Genomic DNA, 25,543 nt, shown 5'->3' on the forward strand with positions numbered 1-25,543 from the left:
TCGTCGTCCCTTCAGGCGGCCAGGCCGGCTTGCAGCAGCGCGCGGCGGCGCAGCGGGCGGGCGAAGAGCTCGGCCAGGTCGGCCGCCTGCTCGAAGCCGTGGATGGGGCTGAACACCAGCTCGATGGCCCACTTGGTCGTCAGGCCCTCGGCCTCCAGCGGGTTGGCAAGGCCGAGGCCGCAGACCACGATGTCGGGCTGCTGGGCGCGGCAGCGGTCGAGCTGCTTTTCGAGGTCTTGCCCCTCGCTCAGCACGGTGCCGCTGGGCAGCAGCGCCAGCTCTTCGGAGAGATGTTCGCGGTGCAGGTAGGGCGTGCCCACCTCGGTGAGCTGCATGCCCAGCTCACGCGCCAGGAAACGCGCCAGCGGGATCTCGAGTTGCGAGTCCGGGAAGAAGAAGATGCGCTGGCCCGAGAGCGCGGCGCGGTGGCGCGTCAGCGCGGCCTCGGCGCGGGCCCGCGGCGCGGCGGTGGCGGCCTGCACCGCTTCGGCGCCGATGCCGAAGGCGGCGGCGGCGGCGGTCAGCCAGCCCAGCGTGCCTTCCACGCCCAGCGGGAAGGGGGCGGCGATGCGGCGCGCGCCGCGGTTTTCCAGCGCGCGGGCGGTGTCGGCGAGGAAGGGCTGGGCCAGCAGGTAGCGCGTGTTCGGGCCCACTGCCGGCATCGCATCGCTGCGGCGCGCGGGCAGGAACTGCACCGCCGGTAGGCCGATCTGCGCGAACAGGCGCGTGAACTGGTCTTCCACCACATCGGCCAGCGCGCCCACCACCACGAGTTGCGCCGGGGCCGTGGCGGCGGGCACCGGCAGGCCGGGCACCAGCGAGGCCAGGCAGGCGTCTTCACCCTGGGTGAAGGTGGTTTCGATGCCGCTGCCCGAGTAGTTCAGCACCCGCACCTGCGGCGCGAAGCGTGTGCTCAGGCGCTGCGCGGCGCGCGAAAGGTCGAGCTTGATGACTTCCGAGGGGCAGCTGCCCACCAGGAAGAGCGTGCGGATGTCGCTGCGGCGCTCGAGCAGGCGGGTGACGACACGGTCGAGTTCGTCCTGCGCGTCGGCCAGGCCGGCGAGGTCGCGCTCGTCGATGATGGCGGTGGCGAAACGCGGCTCGGCGAAGATCATCACGCCGGCGGCGCTTTGCACCAGGTGGGCGCAGGTGCGCGAGCCGACGACGAGGAAAAACGCGTCCTGGATCTTGCGGTGCAGCCACACGATGCCCGTCAGGCCGCAGAACACTTCGCGTTGGCCGCGCTCTTTCAGCACCGGGGCGGTGCTGCAGCCGCCGGCCGCTTCCACGTGCAGTGGGATCACGGCGTTCATGCGGCCACCCCCTGGCTCGCGGGGCGGGGCTTGCCCTCGGTCGAGCCCGAACCGGCCGCGCGGGCGGCTTCGTCCAGCCGCGCCAGGCGCAGTTTCCAGACGAACTGGGCTGCGTTCACCACGTAGGCGGCGTAGGCCGCCAGGGCCAGCAGCATCTGACCCCTCGCGCCCAGGACGCCGGTGGCCAGCGCCACGAGGTAGGCCGTGTGCAACGCCAGCACCAGCATGCTGAACACGTCCTCCCAATAGAAGGCCGGAGCAAAGAGGTACTGGCCGAAGACCACCTTTTCCCAGATCGCGCCGGTGACCATGATGGTGTAGAGCACCAGCGTCTTCACCACCACCGAGATCGTGGCCGCCCAGAGGCCTTCACCCGTGGCGAGATAGCGCAGCACGAGCGCAGCGCTCACCAGGAAGACGACGAACTGCACCGGAGCCAGCAGGCCCTGCACCAGGGTCCAGCGGCTCTGGTTGCGCCGCACACGCTGCTCAGCCGTGTACAGCGGGGGGCGCTGTACCGCGGCGCCGGGGGCCCTTGCAGGCCGCTGTGATCGATTCATGAAGCGGAGCCTAGGGGCTGGTTCGGCAACTGTCAATTCAGATAGACGTAAATCACAGTTGACACTCAAAACACCGCCCCGCATGATTTCCAGCACACCGCCTGCGTCTGTGCGCGGCGGTCACACCGGCACCCGCCCAGGGGTCCCGGCGCAGCGGTCTCGGTGGAAACACCGAGAGGAAAGAATGCTTTGACGACCAGCCGGTCGCGGTTTACAACCCCCAGCGACGTGAGCCAAGAACAAGATTCCCACGAGCCGTTGAAGTTGGACGTGCGCCTGCCTCCCTCGCCACCGCCGGCCCTGTGCCGGGGGCGTGGTTCGCTTGCAGGAGCCGTGCTGCCTTGCCTGTACCGGCCGCCCCGCCCTGAATGGGCCCCCGCGCCTGGAGGTTGTGATGCAAGGTGATCCCACACGAGGACAGGCTTCGCCGGACGGCGAAGGCCATGAACGCCAATGGGCCAACGAGGAACGCCCGTCCTCCTGGCCCGACGTGCCCGATACCGACGCGGCCAAGCACCGGCTGGCGCGGCTGGCACGCACCATCGAGGCGGATGTCATCCCCCGCCTCGTTCAGGCCCACCGCCCAGGCGCTGCCAACCCCCAGCCGGGGTCTGTCCTGCCCTACCCGTCCGACATCGAAACGCTGCTGCAGCAGATCCTGCGGGGCAGCGAAGCCGAGACCTTGTCGCTCATCGACGGGCTGCGTGAACGTGGTGTGTCGGTCGAGTCGCTGTACCTCGACGTCTTCGGCCCGGTGGCGCGGCGGCTCGGTGAGATGTGGGAAAACGACAGTTGCGACTTCAGCACCGTCACGGTGGCACTGGGCAGGCTGCAGCGCCTGCTGCGCGAGTTGAGCCCGGCCTTCGGCACCGAGATCGAGCACCCGGCCAACGGCAGGCGCGCCCTCTTCGTGCAACCGCGCGACGAGCAGCACAGCTTCGGCCTCTCGATGGTGGCCGAATTCTTCCGCCGCGACGGATGGGACGTCATCGGCGGCATCGGCGGCGCGGTCACCAGTCCGGTGGCCATGGTGCGCGACGAGTGGATCGACATCATCGGCTTCTCGGTAGGCAGCGACAGCCGCCTGCCCTGGCTGCAGGAGACCATCGTCGCCGTGCGCGCAGCCTCGCGCAATGCCGCGCTGGCGGTGCTGGTGGGGGGCCCGCCCTTCGTGGCACGGCCTGAAGTGGCCGTGGCCGTGGGCGCCGACGGCACAGCCAGCAACGGCAAGGAAGCGCCGCTGGTCGCCGAGCGCCTGCTCAGCAGGGGCCGGTTGCGAAAAAATAATGGTTGATGCAGCCCGTGCTGTAAGCACTGACTGACAATACCGACCGTCAACCACATCACCAGCGGCCCCAGCCCATGCCCCGAAACACCGGCGAGCAGCACGCGCTCGGCGCTCTTGACGCCCAGAGTGCGGCCAGGCTCGTGCAGGCATCGAGCGACGTGGCCCTGGTGCTCGACCACGAGGGCACCATCCTCGATGTGGTGACGCAGGTCGACGATGTCGCCACCCAGCAGTTGCGCGCGTGGCGCGGCAAGCCCTGGGTGCAGACCGTCTCGCCAGACAGCCGCCAGAAGGTGGAGGCCATGTTGCGCGACGCGCAGGCCGCCGCCGATGCCGACATCGGCCGCTGGCGCCAGGTGAACCACCCCATCGCCGACGGCGACGAACTCCCGCTGCTGTACTCGGCCGTGCGCCTGGGCGACGGCGAGCGCGGCGGCAAGGGTCGCATCGTGGCCTTCGCTCGCGACCTGCGCGCCACCGTGGCGCTGCAGCGCCGCCTCATCGACACCCAGCAGGCCATGGAGCGCGACTATTGGCGCTCCCGCGAGGCCGAAACCCGCTACCGCCACCTGCTGGAGACGTCGTCGGAAGCGGTGCTGATCGTCGACGGCAGCACGCAGAAGGTGCTCGAAGCCAACCCGGCGGCACGCACCCTGTGTGGCAGCACCCGCGCCAAGCTCGTCGGCTCGCCCCTGCCGGCGCTCTTCGAGGCCGCCCACGGCGAGCGGCTGCAAGACCTGTTGGCAGCCGCGCGTTCCGTGGGCAAGAAGGACGCGGTGCGCGCACGCCTGCTGGAGGGCCAGAGCGAGGTCGCGGTGTCTGCCTCGGTGTTCCGCCAGGAAGATGCCGTGCTCGTGCTGGTGCGCCTGGCCCCCGTGGTGGTGCCGGTGGCCACCGGCAAGGCTGCGCAGCGGCGCACCGCCCCGGCCGGGGCTCCGAGCTGGGAAGCCATGCTGGTGGCCTTCGTGCAGAACTCGCCCGACGGTTTGGTGTTCTGCGACGAAGGAGGCCGTGTGCTCAGCGCCAACCGCGCCTTCCTGACCCTGGCCGAACTCAGCACCGAAGACCAGGCCCGCGGGCAGGCCCTCGACCGCTGGCTCGGCCGCACGGGCGTCGAGCTCGGCGTGCTCATCACCAACCTGCGTCAGCGCGGCAGCGTGGGGCGCTTCGTCACCGCGCTGCGCGGCGAGTACGGCACCGAAGTCGAGGTCGAGATCTCGGCGGCACAACTGGCGCCCGACAGCGAGACGGTGCTGGCCTTCGCCATCCGCGACATCGAACGCCGCATCAAGCCCGAGCCCGAAAGCGGCCGCGCCATGACGCGCTCGGTCAGCGAACTCACCGAGCTGGTGGGCCGCACGCCGCTGAAGGACATCGTCAGCGAGACCACCGACCTCATCGAGCAGCTTTGCATCGAGACTGCGCTGCAGATGTCGCACGACAACCGTGCCTCGGCGGCGCTGCTGCTGGGGCTTTCGCGCCAGAGCCTGTATGTCAAGCTCCGCCGCTACGGGTTGGGCAGCCTGGGCGGCGAAGAGTAGCGAACAGGGTTCTGGCCCAGGCCGCAGTGCCGTCCAGCGCCGCTGACACCCGGGTCAGATTCAGGTGTAAACATAGATTGACGCAGCGGAGTGTCAAGCGCAAGATGCGCTCATGAGCTCCACGGCCCACGCCGCCCCTGCGCAATTCCCGGCCCCTTCGGCCATCACCGAGCTGCTCAAGCCGGTAACGTGGTTCCCGCCGATGTGGGCCTTCAGCTGCGGTGTCATCGCCTCGGGCGTCCCGCTGGCCGGGCACTGGATGCTGATCGTGGTGGGCGTGCTTCTCAGCGGGCCGCTCGTTTGTGCCACCAGCCAGGCCGTGAACGACTGGTTCGACCGGCATGTCGACGCCATCAACGAGCCACACCGCCCCATCCCGAGTGGCCGCATGCCCGGGCGCTGGGGCCTGTACGTCGCCGTCATCTGGACGCTGCTGTCCCTGGCGGTGGCCACGCTGCTCGGGCCCTGGGGTTTTGGCGCGGCCGTGGTCGGGCTGCTGCTGGCCTGGGCCTACAGCGCCCCGCCGCTGCGCCTGAAACGCAACGGCTGGTGGGGTTGCCTGGCCTGCGGCATCTGCTATGAGGGCCTGGCCTGGGTGACCGGCGGTGTGGTGATGGCCGGTGGCGCTGCGCCTGCGGCCGCCTCGCTGCTGCTGGCCGCGCTGTACAGCGGCGGTGCCCACGGCATCATGACGCTCAACGACTTCAAGGCCATCGAAGGCGACCGCCAGATGGGCATCGGCTCGCTGCCGGTGCGCCTGGGCGTGCAAGGCGCGGCGCGTGTGGCCTGCCTCTTCATGGCGCTGCCGCAGGGGGTCGTCATCGGCCTGTTGCTGCACTGGGGCCAGCCGCTGCACGCGGCCGCGGTGGCCGCGCTGCTGGTGGGCCAGGGCCTGATGATGCGGCGCTTCCTGCGCGACCCGGTGCGCCAGGCGCTGTGGTACAGCGGCTTCGGTGTGCCGCTGTTCGTCAGCGGCATGATGGTCAGTGCCTTCGCCCTTCGCGGTCTGGCTGGGGCCCCGGCTTGAGCACGCAACCGTGCCTGGGCTGGCTGGGCATTCTCCGCCTCGGCCTGGTGCAAGCCATGCTGGGCGCGGTGGTGGTGCTGACCACTTCCACACTCAACCGCGTGATGGTGGTGGAACTGGCCCTGCCGGCCCTGCTGCCCGGCCTGCTGGTGGCGCTGCACTACGCCGTGCAGTTGAGCCGCCCGCGCATGGGCTATGGCAGCGATGTCGGCGGCCGCCGCACGCCGTGGATCCTGGGGGGCATCGGCGTGTTGGCACTGGGCGGTTTCGGCGCGGCAGTGGCCACCACCTGGATGAACACCGCGCGCGGCCCCGGCATCGCACTGGCCGTGTTCAGCTTTGCACTCGTGGGCGTGGGCGTCAGCGCCGGCGGCACCTCGCTGCTGGTGCTGCTGGCCAAACGCGTGGATGCGCCGCGACGCGCTTCGGCCGCCGCGCTGGTGTGGGTGATGATGATCGTCGGCTTCGCCGTCACGGCCGGCTTGGCCGGACGTTTTCTCGACCCCTACACGCCCGTGCGCCTGATGGCGGTGTCGGGCACGGTGTCGCTGGTGGCGGTGGTGGTGGCGGCGCTGGCGCTGTGGGGCCTGGAAGGCCATGGCCGCTCTGTGCCCCCTGCACAGAAGGCCCGGCCCGACTTCGCCGCTGCGCTGCGCGAAGTCTGGCGTGAACCCGATGCCCGCCGCTTCACCATCTTCGTCTTCGTCTCGATGCTGGCCTACAGCACACAAGACCTGATCCTCGAGCCCTTCGCAGGCGCGGTCTTCGGCTTCACGCCAGGTGCCTCCACCCAGTTGTCGGGCGTGCAGCACGGCGGCACGCTGATGGGCATGCTGCTGGCCGCCCTGGCGGGCCGGCGCGTGGCCGGTGCGCGCCTGGGTTCGCTGCGCGCCTGGACGGTGGGCGGTTGCATCGCCTCGGGGCTGGCGCTGCTGGGCCTGGTGGTGGCCGGCTCGATGGCCCCGAACTGGCCGCTGCGCGCCAACGTCTTCGTCCTGGGCGTGGCCAACGGCGCCTTCTCCATCGCAGCCATCGGCTCGATGATGAGCCTGGCCGGCGGGGCTACCGCCACCGGTGAAGCGCGTGAAGGCACGCGCATGGGCCTGTGGGGTGCGGCACAGGCCATCGGCTTTGCGGTCGGCGGGCTCTTCGGCGCCGCCGCCAGCGACGTGGCACGCTGGCTCATCGGCGACATGGGCACCGCCTACGCCGCGGTGTTCGCCTTGGAAGCCGGCATGTTCGTCGCGGCGGCAATGCTCGCCGCCCGCATCGGTGGGCCGCTGCTCAGCGCGCCTGCCGCCCCCTCGAGCGAGCCCCTGGCCGCGCCCCTCGTCGGCACCGCCGACACCCAAGCCCTGCGGGCTGGAGGTTCCTGATGTCCACCACCCCCGACACTGCCAAGGCTTACGACGTCGTCGTCATCGGCGGCGGCCCGGCCGGCGCCACCGCCGCCCATGACCTGGCCAGCCAGGGCCGCAGCGTGCTGCTGCTCGACCGCGCCGGACGCATCAAGCCCTGCGGCGGTGCCATCCCGCCGCGCGCCATCAAGGACTTCCAGATTCCCGACCACCTGCTGGTGGCGAAGGCACGCTCGGCGCGCATGATCTCGCCGGCCGACCGCAAGGTCGACATCCCCATCGAGAACGGCTACGTCGGCATGGTCGACCGCGAGCACTTCGACGAGTGGCTGCGCCAGCGCGCCGCGAGCAGCGGTGCCGTGCGCGCCACCGGCACCTTCGAGAAGATCGAGCACAGCGACGACGGCCTGGCCGTCGTGCATTTCCGCGCCCGCAACGACGATGGCCCGGCCAGCGGCCACGCTGCCACGGTGCGCGCCCGCTGCGTCATCGGTGCCGATGGTGCCCGCTCGGCCGTGGCCCAGCAGTGCGTGCCCGGCTCGCACGACACCGAGTACGTCTTCGCGTACCACGAGATCGTGCGTGCCCCGGCCGAGAAGCCCGCGGGCTACGACGACACACGCTGCGATGTCTACTACCGCGGCGAACTCAGCCCTGACTTCTACGGATGGGTCTTCCCCCACGGCGAGACACTGAGCATCGGCACCGGCAGCGCCGACAAGGGCTTCTCGCTGCGCACGGCCACCGCCACGCTGCGCCAGGCCGCCGGCATGGCGCACTTCGAGACCGTGCGCCGCGAAGGCGCGCCCCTGCCGATGAAGCCGCTCAAGCGCTGGGACGATGGCCGCAACGTGGTGCTGGCCGGTGACGCCGCCGGCGTGGTGGCGCCCTCGTCCGGCGAAGGCATCTACTACGCCATGTATGGCGGCCGCCTCGCAGCCGACGCGGCCCAGGAGTTCCTGCGCACCGGCCAGGCCGCGGCGCTGGCCGGCGCGCGCAAGCGCTTCATGAAGGCCCACGGCCGCGTGTTCTGGGTGCTGGGCATCATGCAACGCTTCTGGTACCGCAACGACAAGCGCCGCGAGAGCTTCGTCAAGATCTGCATGGACAAGGACGTCCAGCAGCTCACTTTCGAGTCGTACATGAACAAGGAACTGGTGCGCAAGAAGCCCATGGCCCACGTGCGCATCTTCTTCAAGGACATGGCTCACCTGCTCGGGCTGGCGCGCGTCTGAGACGCCGCCCCGGTGGGTTGGCGGCGGCCGCGCCTGCGGCTGCCGTGGCTGTCTGCGCGCCTGAAGGGGCCCGCATTCGTCTCCCTTTCTGCTCAGGTCACCCAGCGCATGGAAGGACATCCTCTTGAGCCCGCCCCCGAACCGCCTGTCGAACGACCTGGACGCCCTGTCCGGCTGTGCCGCGGGGCTGGCGCGCGCCTTCGTTTCCCTGTCCTCCGACATCGCGCTGGTGATCGACGAGCACGGCATCGTCACCGACGTGGTGCAGAACGAGCAGGCGCCCATGGACGCCTCCGCGCAGGCCTGGATAGGCCGCCCCTGGAGCCAGACCGTCACCGGCGACACCCGCGGCAAGATCGAGAGCCTGCTGGCCGATGCGTGCACGGCAGGCCTGGGGCGCCGCCGCGAAGTCAACCACCAGGGCGCCCAGGGCCATGAGCTGCCGGTGGCCTACACCGCCCTGCGCCTGGGCGAGAAGGGCCCGGTGCTCGCCGTCGGGCGCGACCTGCGCAGCCTGGCGGCCATCCAGCAACGTTTTCTCGACACCCAGCAGGCGCTGGAGCGCAGCTATTGGCGCGCGCGCCACGGCGAGATGCGCTGCCGCCTGCTCTACCAGGTGGCCACCGACGCCGTGGCCAGCGTGGACGTGCGGCGCGAGAGCCTCGTGGCCGTCAATGCCGCGGCCGCGCGGCTGCTGCAGGTGGAAGGCGCCTCGGCCCAGGGCCGGCTGCTCGCGGCGCACTTCGATGCGCGCTCGCGCCCCGCGGTGGTGGCGCTGCTGGCGCGCGCCTGTGCCAGCCCCGAGGCGGTGGCCACGCAGGTTCGGCTGGCCGGCACGCACTTGTCGATCAGCCTGACCGCCACGCGCCTGCCCGAGGCACGCCAGCCCACCGTGCTGCTGCGCCTGCGCCAGGCAGACCCGGTGCTGGACGATCCGCTGGCCCTGGGCTCGGCACTGGCACGCCATGTCGACGGCACGCCCGAGGGCATCGTCGTCGTCGACCGCCTGGCGCTGGTGCGGGAAGCCAACCTCGCCTTCGTGCAACTGGTGCAGGCGCCCGACCTGGAAGCCGTCATCGGCCAGCCCCTGGAACGCTGGCTGCCGGGCACCGCCATGGCCAACCTGCGCAGCCTGCACAGCCACGGGCTGGCCCCGACGCAGCGTGTGGTGCTCGTTCGCGGAGACGAGCAAGACCTCGCGGTCGACCTGGCCGGCGCCCTGCTGGACGACGTGGCCGGTGGCGATGCGGGTTTCACCTTGCGCCCTTCCGGTCCTCACGTGCTGACCGCCGACGCCCGGGCTGCAGAACTTCTGCGCGCGATCCACGCGCTGGCGGCAGAATTGGGAGGTTCGCCGCTGCCCGATCTGCTGCGCGAAGCCCAGGCCCTGGCGCAACAGCACTTCGTGCACACGGCGCTCGACCGCCATCCCGGGGATGCACCTGCAGCCGCCAGGCTCTTGGGCATCACGATCGATGAACTGGCGCAGTTGCGCCGACAACCGGGCTTCACCGCCCCGCCGCCAACGAGGTAGTTCCGTGTCGCGCAGTACGGCATACGGTCACACCGACAGCCTTGCAACCGTCCCGCCCGGCCTGGTGGGCAGCATCCAGCCCCATGGGCTGCTGCTGGTGCTCAGAGAGCCCCAGTTGCGCATCGTGCAGGCCAGCGTGAGCGCCGCGCACTGGCTGAACCGGCCACTGCCCACGCTGCTGCTGGCCAGCCTGTTCGACCTGGGCGGCGACGCCGCCGCCCGCTTGGGGGCCATGCTCGGCGGTCTGCGCGCCGGCCAGCCCCAGGCCCTGCGCTGCACCTTGGGCGCACCGGGTCCTGGCGGCGCTTTCGAGGGCTGTGTGCACCGCGTCACCACCGACACGGTGGTGCTGGAACTCGAACCGGCCGAAACCGCCGCGCAAGCCCCGGGCAACGACGCGCCCCATGCCGCCCTGCTGGCGCAGTTGAGTGCGGCGGTGCAACGCTTCAGCGCGGCCCCGTCCGTGGCTGCCCTGGCCGTTGCTGCCGCCCAGGCGGTGCGGCGCCTGCTGGGCCACGACCGTGTCTTCGTCACCGAGTTCGGACCGGACGGCCGGGGTTGCGTGATCGCGGAAGACCGCGCGCTGCGCCTGCCGCCCTGGCTGGGCCAGAACCGGCTGCTCGACGAAGCCTGGCCCGATCCATCGGCCCGCTCGCGCCAGGTCTACCTGCACAAGCGCGTGAGGGTGCTGGTGGACGCCAAGGCCAGCCCCTCGGAACTGCTGCCGGCCCTTCCCCCGGGCAGCGACGGCGGCCACGATCTCACGATGGGCGACCTGCGCAGCACGTCGGCCGCGCACGCCGAGCGTCTGCGCGAGCACGGTGTCGCGGCCAGCGTGGTGGCGGCCCTGGTGCGCGAAGGGCAGCTCTGGGGCCTGATCACCTGCCATCACCCCGAACCCCGCCGTGCAGGGCAGGCGTTGCGGGCGGCCCTGGAACTGCTGGCGGAGGTCTTCATGACCCGGGTGGTGGCGCTGGAGAACTACGCCCGAGCCCAGGTACGCGCCGAGGTGCGCCGGCTCGAGCAGCGCCTGCTCGAGGCCACGTCCGTCGAAGGCGATTGGCGCGCCGCGCTCTTCCGCAACCAGGCGGCCTTGCTGCTGCCGCTGGAGGCCAGCGCGGCGCTGCTGTGGCACGAAGGCGAACTGCTGCGCTGTGGCGACGCCCCCTCAGGCCCGGCGCTGCAGCGCCTGGCCCAATGGCTGCAGGCGCAGCCCGACAGCCCCCTGCCCTGGCAACACCCGGCGCTGGATCTGCGCGATGAAGAGGCCGTGCCGGACCGCCTCGCCCCTGCGGTGCCACCGGCCCGGTTGGGTGTGCTGGCGGTGCGCCTGTCGCGGACACAGCCCGATGCCCTGGTCTGGCTGCGCCCTGTGCAGGCGGACACCGGGCACTGCCTGCCCTGGACGCGCAGCGACCTGTCGCTGGCGCAGGCCTACGGCACGGCGCTGGTGGACATGATCCTGCAGGTCAATGCCGTGCGCCTGCTCATCGCCGAGCACCAGCTATCGCAGCTGCGCACGGCCGTGGCCGGCTCGCAGGAGGCCGCGGTCGTCACCGACGCGGCGCAGCGCAGCTTCTACCCCAACGCCGCCTTCCTGGCGCTCAGCGGCCGACGTCGCGACGAGGTGGGCAGCCTGGAGGCGCTGGCTGCGCTGTTCACGCAGCCCGCGATGGCCCACAGGGCCATCGGGCAGGTGCGTGCCGAGCACCGGCCCTGGCATGGTGAACTCGAACTGCGCCGCCCCGATGGCCGCTGCGTGCCGGTGGCCGTGCGCGCCGAGCCCGTGCAGGGCAGCGACACGCCGCTGCTGGGCTGCATCTTCACCTTCGAAGACGTCAGCCAGGCGCACGAGGCGAACACCTTGCGCCACCGCCTGGAAGCGGCCCTCACCCGCACCACGCGCGCGGCCCAGCCGACCGAGGGCCACGAGCTGGTGGGCGCCATCATCGCCAACGCCAGCCTGGCCGCGATGGACATCGCCGATGGCGACAACGGCCTCGCCGCCGCACCCCTGCTGGCCGAGGTGGAGGCCCGCACCGCGCGGGCAACGGCCCTGCTGCAGCAGATCCGCGATATCGCGCCCCCCCCCTGAGGGCAGCGGCGCGGCCGCGGTGGCGTCAGGCGCTGGCCGTGTCGATGCGTTGACGGTCCTCGTCGCTCAAGCGCAGGCTTGCAGCCGCGGTCAACTCGGACAGCTGCGCCAAGGACGTGGCACTCGCGATCGGCGCCGTGATGCCCGGCTGCAGCAGTTGCCAGGCCAGCGCCACCTGGCCGGGGGTGGCGCCGTGCCGTGCGGCCACGTCGTCCAGCGCTGCCAGCACGCGCAGGCCGCGCTCGTTCAGGTAGCGCTTCACCACGTTCTCGCCGCGCACGCTGCGCGCGGCATCGGCCGGTACGCGGTACTTGCCGGTGAGGAAGCCGGCGGCGAGGCCGTAGAAATTGATGACCCCCACGCCTTCGGCGACACACAGCGGCTGCAGCGCTGCTTCGAAGCCGGCGCGATCGACGGGGTTGTAGAGCGGCTGCAGGCTCTCGAAGCGCGGCAGGCCGACCGCGCTGCTGACGCGCAGCGCCTCGGCCAAGCGCGGCGCGCTGTAGTTCGAGGCGCCGATGGCCCGCACCTTGCCGGCGCGGATGAGGTCATCGAAGGCGCCCAGCGTGTCGGCCAGCGGCGTGCTTTCGTCGTCTGCATGGGTCTGGTAGAGATCGATGTGGTCGGTCTGCAAGCGGCGCAGCGAGGCCTCGACCGCGCTGCGGATGTAGGCCGGCTTCAGGCCTTCCAGCCCCGGCCCCATGGGCTTGCCCACTTTCGTGGCCAGCACCACCTGCGAACGGCGGCCGCTGCGGGCCAGCCAGCGGCCGATCAGCGTTTCGCTTTCACCCCCCACATGACCGGGTGCCCAGATCGAATAGACATCGGCGGTGTCGATGAAGTTGAAGCCCGCGTCGAACCAGGCGTCGAGCAGCTGGAAGGCCGTGGCTTCGTCCACCGTCCAGCCGAAGACGTTGCCGCCGAAACACAGCGGGGACACCGCAAGACCCGAGCGCCCCAGGGGCCGGCGGGTGTGGGGCGAGAGGGTGGTGGTGTCTTTGGACATGGCATCGAAGGGGTGTGGAGAAACAAGGCAGGCCCGGTGGCGCGCACGGGCTCAGTCCGCCGCGAGCGCTGTGGATGAGGGCGCATCCACCGCAACGGCCGCCCAGACGGCGTCGCCCACGCGCAGGTGTCCGCCGCGCAGCACGCGGGCCGTGAGCCCGCCGTGACCGCGCATGGCGTTGTAGCCGCCAGGACCGAGCAGCACTTCCATCTTCGAACACGGGTCGCAGGGGCCGGTGAGCTCGAGCACGACTTCGTCGCCCAGGTGCAGATGCACGGGCTGGTCGGCAAACGGCGAGCGTGCCGCGAGCAGGTTCAGGCCCGAGACCACGAGGTTGCGGCGCAGCAGCGTCGCCGGCGCCAGCGCCCGGCCGGCGAAAGCAGCGATCAGGGGCAGGTGCTCGGCCTGCAGCAGGGTGACCTGCCGCTTGCCGCCCAGCGGCGAACTGCGGGCCTTGTCGCCCGTGCGGTCACCCTGCAGGCCACGGCCGGCCACCGCAAAGGCGGTGTCTGCCTCCACTGCGGGCAGGCCGCGGCCCGGCCGCAGCACGATGGTCTGCAACTGCCCGGTCAGGGGCCACTGCCGCGTGAGCGCGCGCAAGTCGGTGGGCGGGGCAGCGTCGAAGGGCATGGACCGGCTCAGCGCAAGGTGGCAAAGCCTGCATTCTCCTGCGTGCCGCCTGCAACGGTGGCAGGCACACAGCGACACGCAGCAGGGCGGCGGCGCGACGCCCCGGTAACGGCGCCCTAACGTCGGCGCGCCTATAAAGCGGGCTGCATGCGCACTGGACGCCCCACCCTGAGCCGGCCCCCGATGTCCGAACCCCCTTGCACGCCACGCTTGCAGTTGCAACTGCGCGCCACGCCCCGGTGGCTCGATGGCAGCGGCACTTCGCGCGACCTGCCGCCGCAGGACGGCCTGCTGCTGGCCTGGCTGGCCCTGGAAGGCGCCAGCCCCCGCGCGCGCCTCATCGCCCTGCTGTGGCCGGACAAGGCGCCCGACGCGGCCCGCAACGCGCTGCGCCAACGCCTCTTCCAGCTGCGCAGGCTCTGCGGCGCCGACCTGACCGAAGGGACGACGGTGCTCGCCTTGGGCGCCGGCGTCACGCACGACCTGGCCGATGCGGGCAGCGTGCTCGAAGGCGTGGAGTTCCCGCTCGGCACCGCGGCCGCCACCTGGCTCGAACAGCAGCGCCAGCGCCGCCGCGCGCGCGCCGTGCATGCGCTCGTCGAGCGGAGCGAGCAGGCCGAGGCCGCCCGCGAATGGCCAGAAGCCATCGCCCAGGCGCGGGAAGCCCTCGCACTGGATCCGCTCTCGGAACCTGCGCACCTGCGCCTGATGCGCCTGCATTACCTGGCCGGTGACCGTGCCGCCGCGCTGTTGGCTTTCGACGCCTGCGAGCGCATGCTGAAAGACGAGGTTGGCGCGCGGCCTTCGCCCGAGATGCTGGCCCTGCTGGACACCGTGCAGCGCACTGCGCCGCCCGCGCCCCGCACGCGCGGCCTGCCCGTGAGCGTGCTGCGCCCGCCGCGCCTGATCGGGCGCGATGCCGAACGCAGGGCACTGCGCGAGGCGCTTGCCGCGCAGCAGCTGCCTTGGCTCTTCGGCGAAGCCGGCTTCGGCAAGACGCGGCTGCTGCAGGAGGCCGCGGCCGAGAACCCTGGGTGGGTGGTGGCGCAGGCGCGGCCCGGCGACGGGCCTGTGCCCTATGCCTCGCTGGGCCGCCTGCTGCAGGCCGTGCTCGCAGCGCGACCGGGGCTGCGGCCCGTGATGGAGCAGGGTCAGTGCGCGCGCGTGCTGGGCCAGGTCACGGCCGCCCTGGTGCCCGCCGCCACGCCCGAGCGCGATCTGCACCAGGTGCTGGCGCAGGCACGGACCCTCGGGCTCGATGTGCTGGTGCTGGACGACCTGCACCACGCCGATGAAGCCAGCCTGGAGATGCTGCTCGCGCTGACCACGGAAGCCACGGCCGATCAGCCCGCATGGGTTTTCGCCAGCCGCTCGGCCGATGGCGGCCCTGCGCTGCGCCAACTGCATGCGGCGCTTCTGGAGCGCGTGCGGCTGCGCGCCATCGCGCTGGGTGCGCTCTCGGCAGCGGGGGTGCAGGAGTTCGTTGCCTCGCTGGCCTTGCCGGGCCTCGATGCGGCCGCGTTGGCGCCGCGCCTGTACCGCCACGCTGGCGGCAACCCGCTGTTCCTGCTGGAGACCCTGAAGGCGCTGCTGCTGCGCCCGGCCGGCGCCCAGGGCGACACGCTGCCGCCGCTGGACGGCATCGCGCAGCTCATCGGGCACCGGCTGGCCCGCTGCTCGCCGGCGGCACTTCGGCTGGCCCGCTGCGTGGCCCTTGCAGGCCCCGACTTCAGCACTGCGCTGGCGATCGAGTTGCTGGGTGTCGGCACCCTCGACCTGGCCGACGCCTGGGCCGAACTCGAGGCGGCGCAGTTGCTGCGCGAGCAGGCCTTCGCGCACGATCTGATCCACGACGCGGCCCTCGCGTCGGTGCCCGCGCCGCTGGCGCGCCAGATGCACGGCGCCATCGCCGCGCTGCTGCAGCAGCGCCAGGCGGCGCCAGAGCGCATTGCCGCGCATTGGTCCGCCAGTGACACCCCTGCCGCCGCAGTGCCGCACCTGCTGGCCGCAGGCGAGCGAGCCTTGGCCGCGCTGCGCCCGCGCGAGGCCTGCATGGCCTTCGAGCAGGCCGCGCGGCTGCTCGAAGCCCAGGGCGATCGACACGCCGCCTTCGAGGCGCTCGACCGCTGGTTCACGCAGGCGGCGCCGCGCCGGGAACCCGACACGCTGCGCCTGCTCGATCAACTCTCGGCCTGGGCCGACAGCCCGCTGCAACGCGCCACGGCTGCGGGTCACCGAGCGGCAGTGCTGGAGCGCGCGGGGGAGTGGGGCTCGAGCGGCGACACCGCGGCCCATGCCTTGTCCTTGTTCGAGCCGCATGAGGCGCCAGAGCTGGCCAGCGGGCTGATGCTGCAGGTGGCCGTCGGCGAACTGCACCAGGGCCACGCCGACGCGGCGCTGGGCACGCTGTTCCGTGCGCTTGCGCTGGCAGAGGTGGCCGGCAACGACCGCCGCCTGGCCGAGACCGTGGGCACGCTGGGCAATGTGCTGATGTGGGTGGGGCGGCTCAACGAAGCCTACCCCCATCAGTTGCGCGGCCTGCGCCTGCACGAAGCAGGCGCGCGCCCGACCGGCATGCTCACCTCACTGCTCGGCTGTACCGGCAACCGGCTGGAGGTGGGGCGGCACCGAGAGGCCGCCGAGCATCTCGCGCTGGCAGATCGGCTGGCGCTGCAGCACGAACTGGAGCTGTCGCAAGGCTGGCCGATCTTCGACGGCCACCGGGCGCGCCTGGCCTTGGACCTCGGCCGGTTTCGCGAAGCGCTGCCTCTGCTGGAGGTCGCGCTCGAGCGCTACCGGGCCGACCAGCCCAGCCAGGTCATCGCGGTGCACAACCAGCTCACCCGGCTCTGGATGCGTCTGGGGCAATGGGCACGGGCGCGCCAAAGTGCGCAGGCCGCGCTGGCGCTCAGCGACGAAGCGGCACCCGTGTACGCGGCACGCGCCCTCGAACTGGCGTCCGAAGTCGGAGTGGCGCCGCGCGGCGCGCCGACGCCGCTGGCCGTGTACGACGAGATCCGGCAGCGCTACGGCCATGCAACGCAGCGGATCGATTTCGCACTGCGCCTGGGACGCGCGCGCCATGTGCCCGGGGCCGGTGGCCTGGCTGCCGTGCGTGCGCTGCGCGACGAGGCCCAGGGCATGGGGCATGGCGCGCTCACATTGCTGGCCGAGATGCGCGCGATCGATGCCGCCAGACGTGCGAGCGACGCAGAAGCCGCCGCAGAACATGCCTGTGCCGCGTTGCGGCTCTTCGAGACCCATGAACCCTACGGCGCCTACCGCGCCGAGGTGTGGCTGGCCGCAGCCTCGGGCCTGGCGCCGCTGGACCCGCCGCGCGCACGCGCGGTGCTCGCGGCCGGCAGGGCCTGGGTGCAGGAGACCGCGTCGACACAGGTCGATGCGCCCTTCCGCGAGTCCTTTCTCACGCGCAACCCGGTGAACCGGGAACTGCTGTCCCTGAAGCTCCAAGGACCTGCATTGCCGACCTGAGAAGTCTGCATCGGCCACGGCAGGCCTTGCTGGCAGGCGGCCGCGCTGGGCGCACGATGCGCAAAGAAAAACGGCTCAGGCGTCGCGCCTGAGCCGTTCTCGTTTTTTGGTGGGCCCCGACAGATTCGAACTGTCGACCAACGGATTAAGAGTCCGCTGCTCTACCAACTGAGCTAGGAGCCCGGGGTACCGGTTCACACGTTGACTGGGCGTGAGGCCCTGCGCCGTCGCGTGGTGGGTCGTGCGTGACTCGAACACGCGACCAACGGATTAAAAGTCCGCTGCTCTACCGACTGAGCTAACGACCCCTCCGGTGAGCCTCACATTATAGACAGAAAAATCAGGTCTGCGCCGCGTGGCCGCGCGCCATCAGTTGTGCAAGAGCCTCACCGGCTGCCACCATGCCAAACGTTGCAGTCACGGTGACGCTCGATCCATAGCCGTGGCAATTTAGGCTGCCGTCGGTGGCGCAGCTGTCAGCCGGGGCTGCAACGGCCTCGCGCGAGAACACGCAACGCACGCCGATGCGTCCCTGCCGGGGCGCCCCAGCGTCCTTGCGCAGGCGCTGCCGGAGGCTGGCAAGCAAGGGGTCGTGTGTGGCGTCCGCCAGATCGGCCACCTCCACGCGCTGCGCTTCGCGTTTGCCGCCGGCCGCACCCACGCACACCAGCGGTATCCCGGCCACACGGGCCCAGGCGGCCAGGGCCTGCTTGGCGCGCACCTGGTCGCAAGCATCGATCACGGCCTGCACCGGCACGGGCAGCAGCGCCGGCCAGTTGTCCATGTCGACGAAGGCATCGACCACGCGCACCTCGCAACCAGGGTGGATGTCGGCCACACGCGAGCGCAGGGCCTCGCCCTTGTGCTGGCCGACCGTGGCACCCAAGGCCTGCACCTGGCGGTTGATGTTGGACTCGGCCACGTGGTCCAGGTCGATCAGCACCAGGCGCGCCACGCCGCTGCGGGCCAGGGCTTCGGCGGCCCAGGAACCCACGCCGCCCAATCCCACCACGGCCACTGCAGCACCGCGAACCTGCTGGTAGCCCGCGTCGCCGTACAGCCGCCGCAGACCGCCGAAACGGCGCTCTAGATCGGCGTCTTCGGGCAGCACCGATGGGGCCGCAGGCGCGGCCGCCGCCGTCACTTGATCGAGGCCAGCCGTTCCTTGCCAGCCTGCGCGGCCTCGGAATCGGGGTAGGTCTTCATCAGCTCTTCGATGGTGCGACGTGCGCCGCGCGGGTCTTTCATCTCGGCTTGGCTGTTGGCCAGCGCAAGCAGCGCCTCGGGCGCGCGCGGGTGCTCGGCTGCACCGGCGACGAAGGCACGGAAGGCGGTGATCGCCTCCTTGTAGTCGCGCTTGCCGTAGAGCGCGTTGCCAAGCCAGAAGCGCGCGGAGTCGGTGTAGGCGCTGCCAATGAAGCGGCGCTGGAAGGTGGTGAGCAGCGCCACCGACTTGTCGAAGTCACCGCCGCGGATGGCGGCGATGGCTTCTTCATAAGCGCGCTTCTCGTCCTGCTCGACGATGGCCTCGCGGCCATCGATGCTGACCTTCACGGGCTCGATCTTGCGCAGGCGGTCGTCCAGGCTCTGGCTGACGTCTTTCTGGCGCGCCTGCATCTCGGCCACGTCGCGCATCATCTGCTCGTCGTTGCCGCGCAGCTTGGCCAGTTCGCCGCGCATGGCTTCGAGCTGGTTGTTGAGGTCGAGCATGCTGCGGCGCAGGGCCGTCAGCTGCTCGAGCAGTTGCGCGTTGGCCGCGGCCAGCTCGGCGCTGCGCGCCTTGCCGGCGTCTTCCACCGCGGTGACACGGTTGCGCAGGTCGACGATGGCCTTGCGGGCCTCGTCGTCGCTGAAGATGGCGTGTGCCGCCCCCACCGTGCCGCCCAGGCTCAAGGCCAGGACTGCGGCGCGGCTCACCTGCGCAAGTCTGTGCATCTCAACGGTCCTTCAGTTCGGCACGGCGGTTCTTGGACCAGGCCGATTCATCGGTGCCCTGGGCGGCGGGGCGCTCTTCGCCGAAGCTCACGGCTTCCATCTGGCCTTCCTTCACACCCAGCAGCTTCAGCGAGTTCATCACGGCTGCTGCGCGCTTCTGGCCCAGGGCCAGGTTGTACTCGCGGCCACCCCGCTCGTCGGTGTGGCCTTCGATGGTCAGGCGCTTGCCGGCATTGGCCGACAGCACGCGTGCGTAGCCGTCGAGCACCGGCTTGAAGTCGTCCTTGATGGCGAAGCTGTCGAAGTCGAAGTAGACGACCTTCTGGCTGGGCAGGGCCAGCAGCGCGGCGGCACCCGCAGCGGCCGTGCCACCGGCAGCAGCGCCGGTGGTGGGCGTGGCACCCGGCGCGCCAGCGCCCGGCAAGCTCACGGTGGCCACGCTGGATTGCGGCGTGGCCGTGGGTGTGGCCGAACGCGGCGTGGCCGTGGTCACCGGGGCTGCAGTGGCCACCGGCGTGGCGGTCTGCACCGCCGGCGATGCGGTGTCGGCCGGCAGGCGCGTGGTGCCGCAAGCGGCCAGCAGGGCCGCGGTGGCGATCAGCGCGGCAGCGGGTCGGAAGGTGGACAGACGGGTCTTCATGGACGTCTCCTTGCAGGGTTGAACGGTAGAAGCGGCGATGTGCGGAATTCGTGCAGCCCGGTGCTAGCGCCCGTAAGGGCCCCAGGCCGGTTCGCGCATGTCGGCACCGCTGCTGATGCTGAGGAGGCGTGTTTTGATCTTGCCATCAAGCGTGGTGGTCATCAACACGTCGGTTCCCTGCACGCGCGAGGCGTACACGATCAGGCGGCCGTTGGGCGCGAAGCTCGGGCTCTCGTCGTCCTGTGTGTCGGAAAGCGGCAGCACAGTTCCGTCGTTGAGGTCTTGCAGCATCAGCCGGTAGCCGTTGCCCTGGCGCGTGATGTAGGCCAGGTGCGTGCCGTCGGGGCTGACGGCGGGGCTGATGTTGTAGGCACCGGAGAAGGTCACGCGCTGCGGGCTGGCGCCATCCAGCCCCACGCGGTAGACCTGCGGGCCGCCGCCGCGGTCGCTGACGAAAAACACGCTGCGGCCATCGGGCGCGAACACGGGCTCGGTGTCGATGCCGTTGCTGCGCGTCAGCCGCTGCGGCGTGCCGCCGGTCGAGGGCATCAGATAGAGCTGCGTGAGCCCGTCCTGCGACAAGGCCACGGCCAGCTGGCGGCCGTCGGGGCTCCAGGCCGGCGCGCTGTTGCTGCCGCGGAAGCTGGCCAGCATGCTGCGCTGGCCGGTGGTGAGGTCTTGCACCCAGACCACGGCCTTCTGCGTCTCGAAAGACACATAGGCCAGGCGCTTGCCCTCGGGGCTCCAGGCCGGCGAGATGATGGGCTCGGGGCTGGCCAGCGCGATCTGGCCGCCTTCGCCGTCGGCATCGGTGACATGCAGCGTGTAGCGGCGGCCCGAGCGCACCACGTAGGCGATGCGCGTGGCATTGACACCGCGCTCGCCGGTGAGCTTCTGGTGGATCTCGTCGGCCACGCGGTGGGCCGCCAGGCGCAGATCGGCCGCCAGCACCACCTTGCTCTGCCCCAGCAGCTCTTCATTGCGCACGGCGTCCCAGAGCTTGTAGCGCACGTCGAAGCGGCCGTCGACCAGCCGCGTGACCGAGCCCGCGAGCACCGCGTCCACACCCTTGGCACGCCAGGCGGGCAGGTCGATGGTGCTGCGCTCGTCCAGCGCTTCGGTGATGTCGACCGTGCGGATGAGGCCGCTGCGCTCCAGGTCTGCGCGCACGATGCGCGAGACCGGCACGCCGGCGTCCACCTCGCCACGGAACACCGCGCTGGCCAGCGGCACCTGGGTGGCGCCCACGCCCGAGATCTCGACACGGAACTGGGCCAGCGCCGGCCCTGCGGTGGCCAGCAGACCGCTGGCGATGAGCGCACGGCGCCCGCGGTCGACAAGGGGGTTCAAGACGGTCGGTGGCGGGGGCTGAACATGGTTTCATTGTAGGCAGCGCCCTGCCCGCCCCTGGGCAACAAACGGTCACCGCGATAATCCGCCGCTGATGTCGGCCGCGCCGTCGCCCTTTTCAGGCCCTGCCAGAACCCCGCCCATGCCCACCTTGATGCAGCGCCTGAAGCGGCTCTGGCCCTACGTTCGCCACAGCCGTGCGGGCCTGGTGGCCGCCGCGCTGGCCGCGGCGGTCACGGCCGCCACCGAACCCGCCATCCCGCTGCTGCTGGGCCAGTTGCTCGACCAGGGTTTTGCCGGCGGCGGCCTGCCCTTGTGGATCGTGCCGGTGGCCATCATCGGCCTGTTCGCGGTGCGCAGCCTCTCGGGCTTCCTGGCGCAGTACGGGCTGGCCTGGGTGAGCAACCGCGCGGTGCTCAAGCTGCGCGAAGGCATGTTCGCGCGGCTGCTCTCGCACACGCCCGAGCTCTACACGCAGCAGACGGCCAGCGGCATGACCAACACGCTGGTCTACGAGGCGCAGGCCGGCGTCACCATCCTCTCGGCCTCGGTGCTGACGCTGGTGCGCGACACGCTCATCCTCGTCGGCCTGCTGGCCTACCTGCTGTGGCTGAACTGGCAGCTCACGCTGGTGGTGGGCCTGCTGTTCCCGGCCGTGGCGCTGGTGATGCGGGCGCTGGGCAAACGCCTGCACCGCGTGACGGTGGAAGGCCAGAAGGCCACCGACAGCCTGGCCTACGTGGTGGAAGAGAACGTGCTGGCCTGGCGCATCGTGCGCCTGCACGGGGCGCAGGCGCAGCAGCAGGAACGTTTCCGCTTCAGCGCCGACAGCGTGCGGCGGCTGATGATGAAGGCGGTGGTGGCGGGCGGCACCATGACGCCCATCACGCAGATGCTGGCCTCGGTGGCCATCTCGGCCGTCATCACCGTGGCGCTGTGGCAAAGCCGCAGCGGTGGCACCTCGGTGGGCGAGTTCGTGTCCTTCGTCACCGCGATGCTGCAGCTGGTGGCGCCGGCCAAGCACCTGTCGGACGTGATGGCGCCACTCACCCGCGGCCTGGCCGCGGTGGAACGCGGGCTCGACCTCATCGAGCACAGCCCGGTGGAGCAAGGTGGCGGCTTCGACGCGGGCCGCGCGCGCGGTGACCTCGCCATCGAGGGCGTGAGCCTGCGCTACCGCGAAGGCAGCCCGCCCGCCGTGGACGCGATGGACCTGCGGGTGCGCGCCGGCGAAACGGTGGCCCTGGTCGGCCCCTCGGGCGCGGGCAAGACGACGCTGGCCAACCTGCTGCCGCGTTTCATCGAGCCCACCGCCGGCCGCATCACGCTGGACGGCGTGCCGCTGGCCGATTGGGACGTGCAGGCGCTGCGCCGGCAGTTCGCGCTGGTGAGCCAGGACGTGATCCTCTTCAACGACACCGTGGCCGCCAACGTCGCCCTGGGCGCCACGCTGAGCCGCGAGCAGGTGCGTGCCGCGCTGCAGGCCGCGCACCTGCTCGATTTCGTCGAGGGCCTGCCGCAGGGCCTGGACACCGTCATCGGCCACAACGGCAGCCAGCTCTCGGGCGGCCAGCGCCAGCGCCTGGCCATCGCGCGTGCCATTGTGAAAGACGCGCCGGTGCTCATCCTCGACGAAGCCACCTCGGCGCTGGACAGCGAAAGCGAACGCGCCGTGCAGGCCGCGCTGGAAGGGCTGATGGAGGGCCGCACCACGCTCGTCATCGCGCACCGCCTGTCCACCATCGAGAAGGCCGACCGCGTGGTGGCCATGGAAGCCGGCCGCGTGGTCGAGCAAGGCACGCACACCGAACTGCTGGCCGCCGGCGGGCTTTACGCGCGGCTGCACGCCATGCAGTTCAGAAACTGATGGGGACACCGCGCCATGCCTCACCCGATCTCACGCTACCCGGTGCCCGAACTGCAGGATCTGCCGGAAGACCTGCGCACGCGCATCCTGGAAGTGCAGGCCAAGGCCGGCTTCGTGCCCAACGTCTTTCTCGCGCTGGCGCACCGGCCGGCCGAGTGGCGCGCCTTCATGGCCTACCACGATGCGCTGCTGCTCAAGGACACCGGCAGCCTCAGCAAGGGCGAGCGCGAGATGATCATCGTGGCCACGTCAGCGGCCAACCAGTGCCTCTATTGCGTGGTGGCGCACGGCGCCATCCTGCGCGTGTACGAGAAGGCGCCGCTGGTGGCCGACCAGGTGGCTGTGAACCACCGCAAGGCCGACATCACGCCGCGCCAGAAGGCCATGCTCGATTTCGCGATGAAGGTCTGCACCGCCTCGCACACGGTGGACGAAGCCGACTTCGAGACGCTGCGTGGCCACGGCTTCGACGACGAGGACATCTGGGACATCGGCGCCATCACCGCCTTCTTCGGCCTGAGCAACCGCATGGCCAACCTGACGGGCATGCGGCCCAACGACGAGTTCTTTCTGATGGGCCGCGTGCCCCGCGCGCCCAAGGCCTGAACGGCTTCAAGCCAAAGAAAAGGGCCCGGTGCAAACCGGGCCCTTGTTCATTTCACACCGCTCACTGCGACTGCTGCAGCATGCGGATGCGGTCTTCGATGGGCGGGTGGCTGCTGAACAGCGCCATCAGGCCGCTGGGCTTGCTGCTGATGCCCATGTTGGCCACGCTCTTGGGCAGTTCACCCGGCTCCAGCCCGCCCAGGCGCGCCAGGGCGTTGATCATCGGCTGCTTGCGGCCCATCAGCGCGGCGGCACCGGCGTCGGCGCGGTACTCACGCTGGCGCGAGAACCAGGCCACGATCACGGCGGCCAGCACGCCCAGCACGATGTCGAGCACGATGGTGGTGACGTAGTAGCCGATGCCCGGGCCGTCGTTGGTGTTGCGCAGCACGACCTTGTCGACGAAGTAGCCGACCACACGCGAAAGGAACACGACGAAGGTGTTCATCACGCCCTGGATCAGCGTCATCGTCACCATGTCGCCGTTGGCCACGTGGGCCACCTCGTGGCCGATGACGGCCTCGACCTCGTCGCGGTTCATGCTGTGCAGCAGGCCCGTGCTCACGGCCACCAGGGCCGAGTTCTTGAACGCACCCGTGGCAAAGGCGTTGGGCTCACCGTCGTAGATGGCCACCTCGGGCATGCCGATGCCGGCCTTCTGCGAGAAGTTCTGCACCGTGCTGACGATCCAGCGGTGCGTGGGGTCGGTGGAGTCGTTGATGATCTTCGCGCCCGTGGTCCACTTGGCCATGGGCTTGCTCATCAGCAGCGAGATGATGGCGCCGCCGAAGCCCATCAACGCCGCGAAGCCCAGCAGCGCGCCGAGGTTCAGCCCGTTGGCCGTGAGGAAGCGGTTGACCCCCAGCAGGCTGGCGGCAAGGCCCAGCACCAGCATGACGGCCAGGTTGGTGACGACGAAAAGCAGGATGCGTTTCATGGCAGAAGCGGCCTCCATGCCGCAGAAATGCCCAGGACAGGCAGGATGTTAGGGCGCGACCGGCGGATTCAAGCAGACCCGGCGGCTGTGGGGGCAAGGCCCCCGGTTCAACGGCGCAGGCGCACCTGGGCCGGCTTGTCGGGCGGCAGCAGTTCGAAGCGGTCGCCCAGCTGCGAGAACAGCTTGAGCGAAGAGCTGCTCTTGCCCAGCAGCTGCGCGGCGCGCAGGCGCTGCACCGCCACGTTCAGCGCCAGGCTCTGGCCTGCTTCCAGCTCGGGCAGGCAGGCCAACACGGCTGCCAGGCTGGAGGGCGCACGTGGCGCACGGGATTCGTCAGCCGCACGGCCGGCCGAAGCCGGTGCGATGGGCGCGGACGTGGCCGCCGGCACGCCCGCTTCCAGCATGGCCACCACGGCGCTGGGCAGGTCGTCATCGGCCGACTCATCGAGCGCGGGTGCAGGCACGGCCGCAGCGGCCTTCTTGCGCGCAGGGGTCTTGCGCGCTGCCGGCTTGACCTCGGCCTCGGCCGCCGCCGGTGCCAGGGCCGGCTCAGGCGCCTCGGCAGGCGCCGGGGTGGCGGCGCGTTTGCGGGCGGCTGGCGCCTTCTTAGCAGCAGCGGTCTTGGTGGCCGGGGTCTTGGCGGCTGCCGTCTTGCGTGGTGTGCGCTTGGGCCGCTCGGCCGCGGCGGCGGCGCTGGCGGCCGACTTGCGGTGTTCGAGCACGGTGAAGTCGTCGTAGACCTCCTGCGTCTCGTCGCCCGTCTTGCCCAGCTGGCCGATGCCGCGCACGACACAGCCCTTCTCTCGCAGGCGCTGCACCAGGGGCGCGAAGTCGCTGTCGGAAGAAGCGATCACCACCACGTCGGGCCGCTCGGCCAGCACAAGGTCGATGGCGTCGACCGCCATCGCGATGTCGGTGCTGTTCTTGCCGGCGGCCAGGTTCACCATGGGCTTGATGCCCAGGCGCTTGAAGGCGTTCTGGTTGGCCACGGCGCTTTCGGCCGTGCAGTAGGCGCGGCGCACGTGCAGCGCGCCGTGCTGGTTCAGCAGCAGGCGCACGGCCTGCTCCATCACGTCGACCGACACGTTGTCGGCGTCGATGAGGAGCATCACGCGGTCCGTCGTCATGG

General features: G+C 70.9%; 20 protein-coding genes and 2 tRNA genes. 10 read left to right on the forward strand and 12 right to left on the reverse strand.

All coding sequences use genetic code 11. The annotated features are described in order from the left end of the window. Window positions 1-11: 11 nt before the first annotated feature. Together EOE66_RS05805 and bchF are read right to left on the reverse strand one after the other, a co-directional pair. Complete coding sequence (locus EOE66_RS05805) at window positions 12-1,313, reverse strand: ferredoxin:protochlorophyllide reductase (ATP-dependent) subunit N (protein ID WP_128227731.1); 1,302 nt, start codon at window positions 1,311-1,313, stop codon at window positions 12-14. Continuing rightward, complete coding sequence (bchF, locus tag EOE66_RS05810; RefSeq protein WP_128227732.1) at window positions 1,310-1,873, reverse strand: 2-vinyl bacteriochlorophyllide hydratase; 564 nt, start codon at window positions 1,871-1,873, stop codon at window positions 1,310-1,312. Before bchF ends, EOE66_RS05805 begins: the two co-directional genes overlap by 4 nt. A 490-nt stretch (window positions 1,874-2,363) precedes the next feature. Between bchF and EOE66_RS05815 the strand changes: the two genes are divergently transcribed. From EOE66_RS05815 to EOE66_RS05845, 7 genes are all read left to right on the forward strand, one after another. Further along, window positions 2,364-3,167: a cobalamin B12-binding domain-containing protein gene (locus tag EOE66_RS05815; protein WP_245478929.1), complete on the forward strand. Its 804-nt coding sequence runs from the start codon at window positions 2,364-2,366 to the stop codon at window positions 3,165-3,167. Between the two features lie 68 nt (window positions 3,168-3,235). Beyond that, window positions 3,236-4,702 (forward strand): transcriptional regulator PpsR, encoded by a 1,467-nt coding sequence (ppsR, locus tag EOE66_RS05820; RefSeq protein ID WP_128227734.1) that lies wholly within the window; start codon window positions 3,236-3,238, stop codon window positions 4,700-4,702. A gap of 112 nt (window positions 4,703-4,814) precedes the next feature. Further along, window positions 4,815-5,729 (forward strand): chlorophyll synthase ChlG, encoded by a 915-nt coding sequence (chlG, locus tag EOE66_RS05825; RefSeq protein ID WP_128227735.1) that lies wholly within the window; start codon window positions 4,815-4,817, stop codon window positions 5,727-5,729. After that, entirely contained in the window at window positions 5,726-7,105 is a 1,380-nt protein-coding gene (locus tag EOE66_RS05830) for a BCD family MFS transporter (RefSeq protein WP_245478930.1), read from the forward strand. The genes chlG and EOE66_RS05830 overlap by 4 nt, the downstream gene beginning before the upstream one ends. Then, a complete protein-coding gene (locus tag EOE66_RS05835; protein WP_128227736.1) occupies window positions 7,105-8,322 on the forward strand; it encodes a geranylgeranyl diphosphate reductase in 1,218 nt (405 codons plus the stop codon). The genes EOE66_RS05830 and EOE66_RS05835 overlap by 1 nt, the downstream gene beginning before the upstream one ends. A 124-nt stretch (window positions 8,323-8,446) precedes the next feature. After that, complete coding sequence (locus EOE66_RS05840; protein ID WP_128227737.1) at window positions 8,447-9,856, forward strand: PAS domain-containing protein; 1,410 nt, start codon at window positions 8,447-8,449, stop codon at window positions 9,854-9,856. A 4-nt stretch (window positions 9,857-9,860) separates the two neighbouring features. Further along, window positions 9,861-11,951 (forward strand): GAF domain-containing protein, encoded by a 2,091-nt coding sequence (locus EOE66_RS05845; protein ID WP_164885008.1) that lies wholly within the window; start codon window positions 9,861-9,863, stop codon window positions 11,949-11,951. Between the two features lie 25 nt (window positions 11,952-11,976). On the opposite strand, the gene EOE66_RS05850 is transcribed toward EOE66_RS05845, so the two are convergent. Both EOE66_RS05850 and EOE66_RS05855 read right to left on the reverse strand, forming a co-directional pair. Beyond that, window positions 11,977-12,957: an aldo/keto reductase gene (locus tag EOE66_RS05850; RefSeq protein ID WP_128227739.1), complete on the reverse strand. Its 981-nt coding sequence runs from the start codon at window positions 12,955-12,957 to the stop codon at window positions 11,977-11,979. 51 nt (window positions 12,958-13,008) lie between these two features. Further along, on the reverse strand, window positions 13,009-13,587 hold the full coding sequence (locus EOE66_RS05855) for an MOSC domain-containing protein (protein WP_128227740.1): 579 nt from the start codon (window positions 13,585-13,587) through the stop codon (window positions 13,009-13,011). 183 nt (window positions 13,588-13,770) lie between these two features. On the opposite strand from EOE66_RS05855, the gene EOE66_RS05860 reads away from it, so the two are divergent. Further along, window positions 13,771-17,079, forward strand: a complete 3,309-nt coding sequence (locus EOE66_RS05860; protein WP_164885009.1) for an ATP-binding protein — start codon at window positions 13,771-13,773, stop codon at window positions 17,077-17,079. 107 nt (window positions 17,080-17,186) lie between these two features. Here the strand turns inward: EOE66_RS05860 and EOE66_RS05865 are convergent. The 6 genes from EOE66_RS05865 to tolB form a co-directional block, all read right to left on the reverse strand. Beyond that, window positions 17,187-17,262: transfer RNA gene (locus EOE66_RS05865), tRNA-Lys, on the reverse strand. Window positions 17,263-17,311: 49 nt separating this feature from the next. Further along, window positions 17,312-17,387: transfer RNA gene (locus EOE66_RS05870), tRNA-Lys, on the reverse strand. Window positions 17,388-17,419: 32 nt separating this feature from the next. Next, window positions 17,420-18,190 carry a tRNA threonylcarbamoyladenosine dehydratase gene (locus EOE66_RS05875; RefSeq protein ID WP_375137457.1) on the reverse strand — a complete coding sequence of 257 codons (771 nt, stop codon included), beginning with the start codon at window positions 18,188-18,190 and terminating at the stop codon, window positions 17,420-17,422. Window positions 18,191-18,219: 29 nt separating this feature from the next. Then, window positions 18,220-19,014: a tol-pal system protein YbgF gene (ybgF, locus tag EOE66_RS05880; RefSeq protein ID WP_245478931.1), complete on the reverse strand. Its 795-nt coding sequence runs from the start codon at window positions 19,012-19,014 to the stop codon at window positions 18,220-18,222. A gap of 1 nt (window position 19,015) precedes the next feature. After that, complete coding sequence (pal, locus tag EOE66_RS05885; RefSeq protein WP_128227742.1) at window positions 19,016-19,654, reverse strand: peptidoglycan-associated lipoprotein Pal; 639 nt, start codon at window positions 19,652-19,654, stop codon at window positions 19,016-19,018. Between the two features lie 63 nt (window positions 19,655-19,717). Continuing rightward, window positions 19,718-21,004 (reverse strand): Tol-Pal system beta propeller repeat protein TolB, encoded by a 1,287-nt coding sequence (gene tolB, locus EOE66_RS05890; protein ID WP_128227743.1) that lies wholly within the window; start codon window positions 21,002-21,004, stop codon window positions 19,718-19,720. A gap of 142 nt (window positions 21,005-21,146) precedes the next feature. Between tolB and msbA the strand changes: the two genes are divergently transcribed. Continuing rightward, on the forward strand, window positions 21,147-22,871 hold the full coding sequence (msbA, locus tag EOE66_RS05895) for a lipid A export permease/ATP-binding protein MsbA (protein WP_245478932.1): 1,725 nt from the start codon (window positions 21,147-21,149) through the stop codon (window positions 22,869-22,871). Window positions 22,872-22,886: 15 nt separating this feature from the next. Next, window positions 22,887-23,477, forward strand: coding sequence for a peroxidase-related enzyme (locus tag EOE66_RS05900; RefSeq protein ID WP_128227744.1), 591 nt, complete (start codon window positions 22,887-22,889; stop codon window positions 23,475-23,477). Between the two features lie 61 nt (window positions 23,478-23,538). On the opposite strand, the gene htpX is transcribed toward EOE66_RS05900, so the two are convergent. Continuing rightward, complete coding sequence (gene htpX, locus EOE66_RS05905; RefSeq protein ID WP_128227745.1) at window positions 23,539-24,414, reverse strand: protease HtpX; 876 nt, start codon at window positions 24,412-24,414, stop codon at window positions 23,539-23,541. Window positions 24,415-24,521: 107 nt separating this feature from the next. After that, window positions 24,522-25,541, reverse strand: coding sequence for an NYN domain-containing protein (locus EOE66_RS05910; protein ID WP_128227746.1), 1,020 nt, complete (start codon window positions 25,539-25,541; stop codon window positions 24,522-24,524). Window positions 25,542-25,543 lie beyond the last annotated feature (2 nt).

Origin of the sequence: Rubrivivax rivuli, from assembly GCF_004016505.1 — a bacterium.
GTDB classification, from domain to species: Bacteria; Pseudomonadota; Gammaproteobacteria; order Burkholderiales; family Burkholderiaceae_C; genus Rubrivivax; species Rubrivivax rivuli.

Bases quoted from the DNA above. Each gene is read 5' to 3' on its own strand.
- ybgF (WP_245478931.1), bottom strand. From the start codon at position 19,014: ATGCACAGACTTGCGCAGGTGAGCCGCGCCGCAGTCCTGGCCTTGAGC.
- EOE66_RS05900 (WP_128227744.1), top strand. From the start codon at position 22,887: ATGCCTCACCCGATCTCACGCTACCCGGTGCCCGAACTGCAGGATCTG.
- EOE66_RS05910 (WP_128227746.1), bottom strand. From the start codon at position 25,541: ATGACGACGGACCGCGTGATGCTCCTCATCGACGCCGACAACGTGTCG.
- EOE66_RS05860 (WP_164885009.1), top strand. From the start codon at position 13,771: ATGTCCGAACCCCCTTGCACGCCACGCTTGCAGTTGCAACTGCGCGCC.
- bchF (WP_128227732.1), bottom strand. From the start codon at position 1,873: ATGAATCGATCACAGCGGCCTGCAAGGGCCCCCGGCGCCGCGGTACAG.
- chlG (WP_128227735.1), top strand. From the start codon at position 4,815: ATGAGCTCCACGGCCCACGCCGCCCCTGCGCAATTCCCGGCCCCTTCG.
- ppsR (WP_128227734.1), top strand. From the start codon at position 3,236: ATGCCCCGAAACACCGGCGAGCAGCACGCGCTCGGCGCTCTTGACGCC.
- EOE66_RS05855 (WP_128227740.1), bottom strand. From the start codon at position 13,587: ATGCCCTTCGACGCTGCCCCGCCCACCGACTTGCGCGCGCTCACGCGG.
- EOE66_RS05850 (WP_128227739.1), bottom strand. From the start codon at position 12,957: ATGTCCAAAGACACCACCACCCTCTCGCCCCACACCCGCCGGCCCCTG.
- EOE66_RS05835 (WP_128227736.1), top strand. From the start codon at position 7,105: ATGTCCACCACCCCCGACACTGCCAAGGCTTACGACGTCGTCGTCATC.
- msbA (WP_245478932.1), top strand. From the start codon at position 21,147: ATGCCCACCTTGATGCAGCGCCTGAAGCGGCTCTGGCCCTACGTTCGC.
- pal (WP_128227742.1), bottom strand. From the start codon at position 19,654: ATGAAGACCCGTCTGTCCACCTTCCGACCCGCTGCCGCGCTGATCGCC.
- EOE66_RS05805 (WP_128227731.1), bottom strand. From the start codon at position 1,313: ATGAACGCCGTGATCCCACTGCACGTGGAAGCGGCCGGCGGCTGCAGC.
- htpX (WP_128227745.1), bottom strand. From the start codon at position 24,414: ATGAAACGCATCCTGCTTTTCGTCGTCACCAACCTGGCCGTCATGCTG.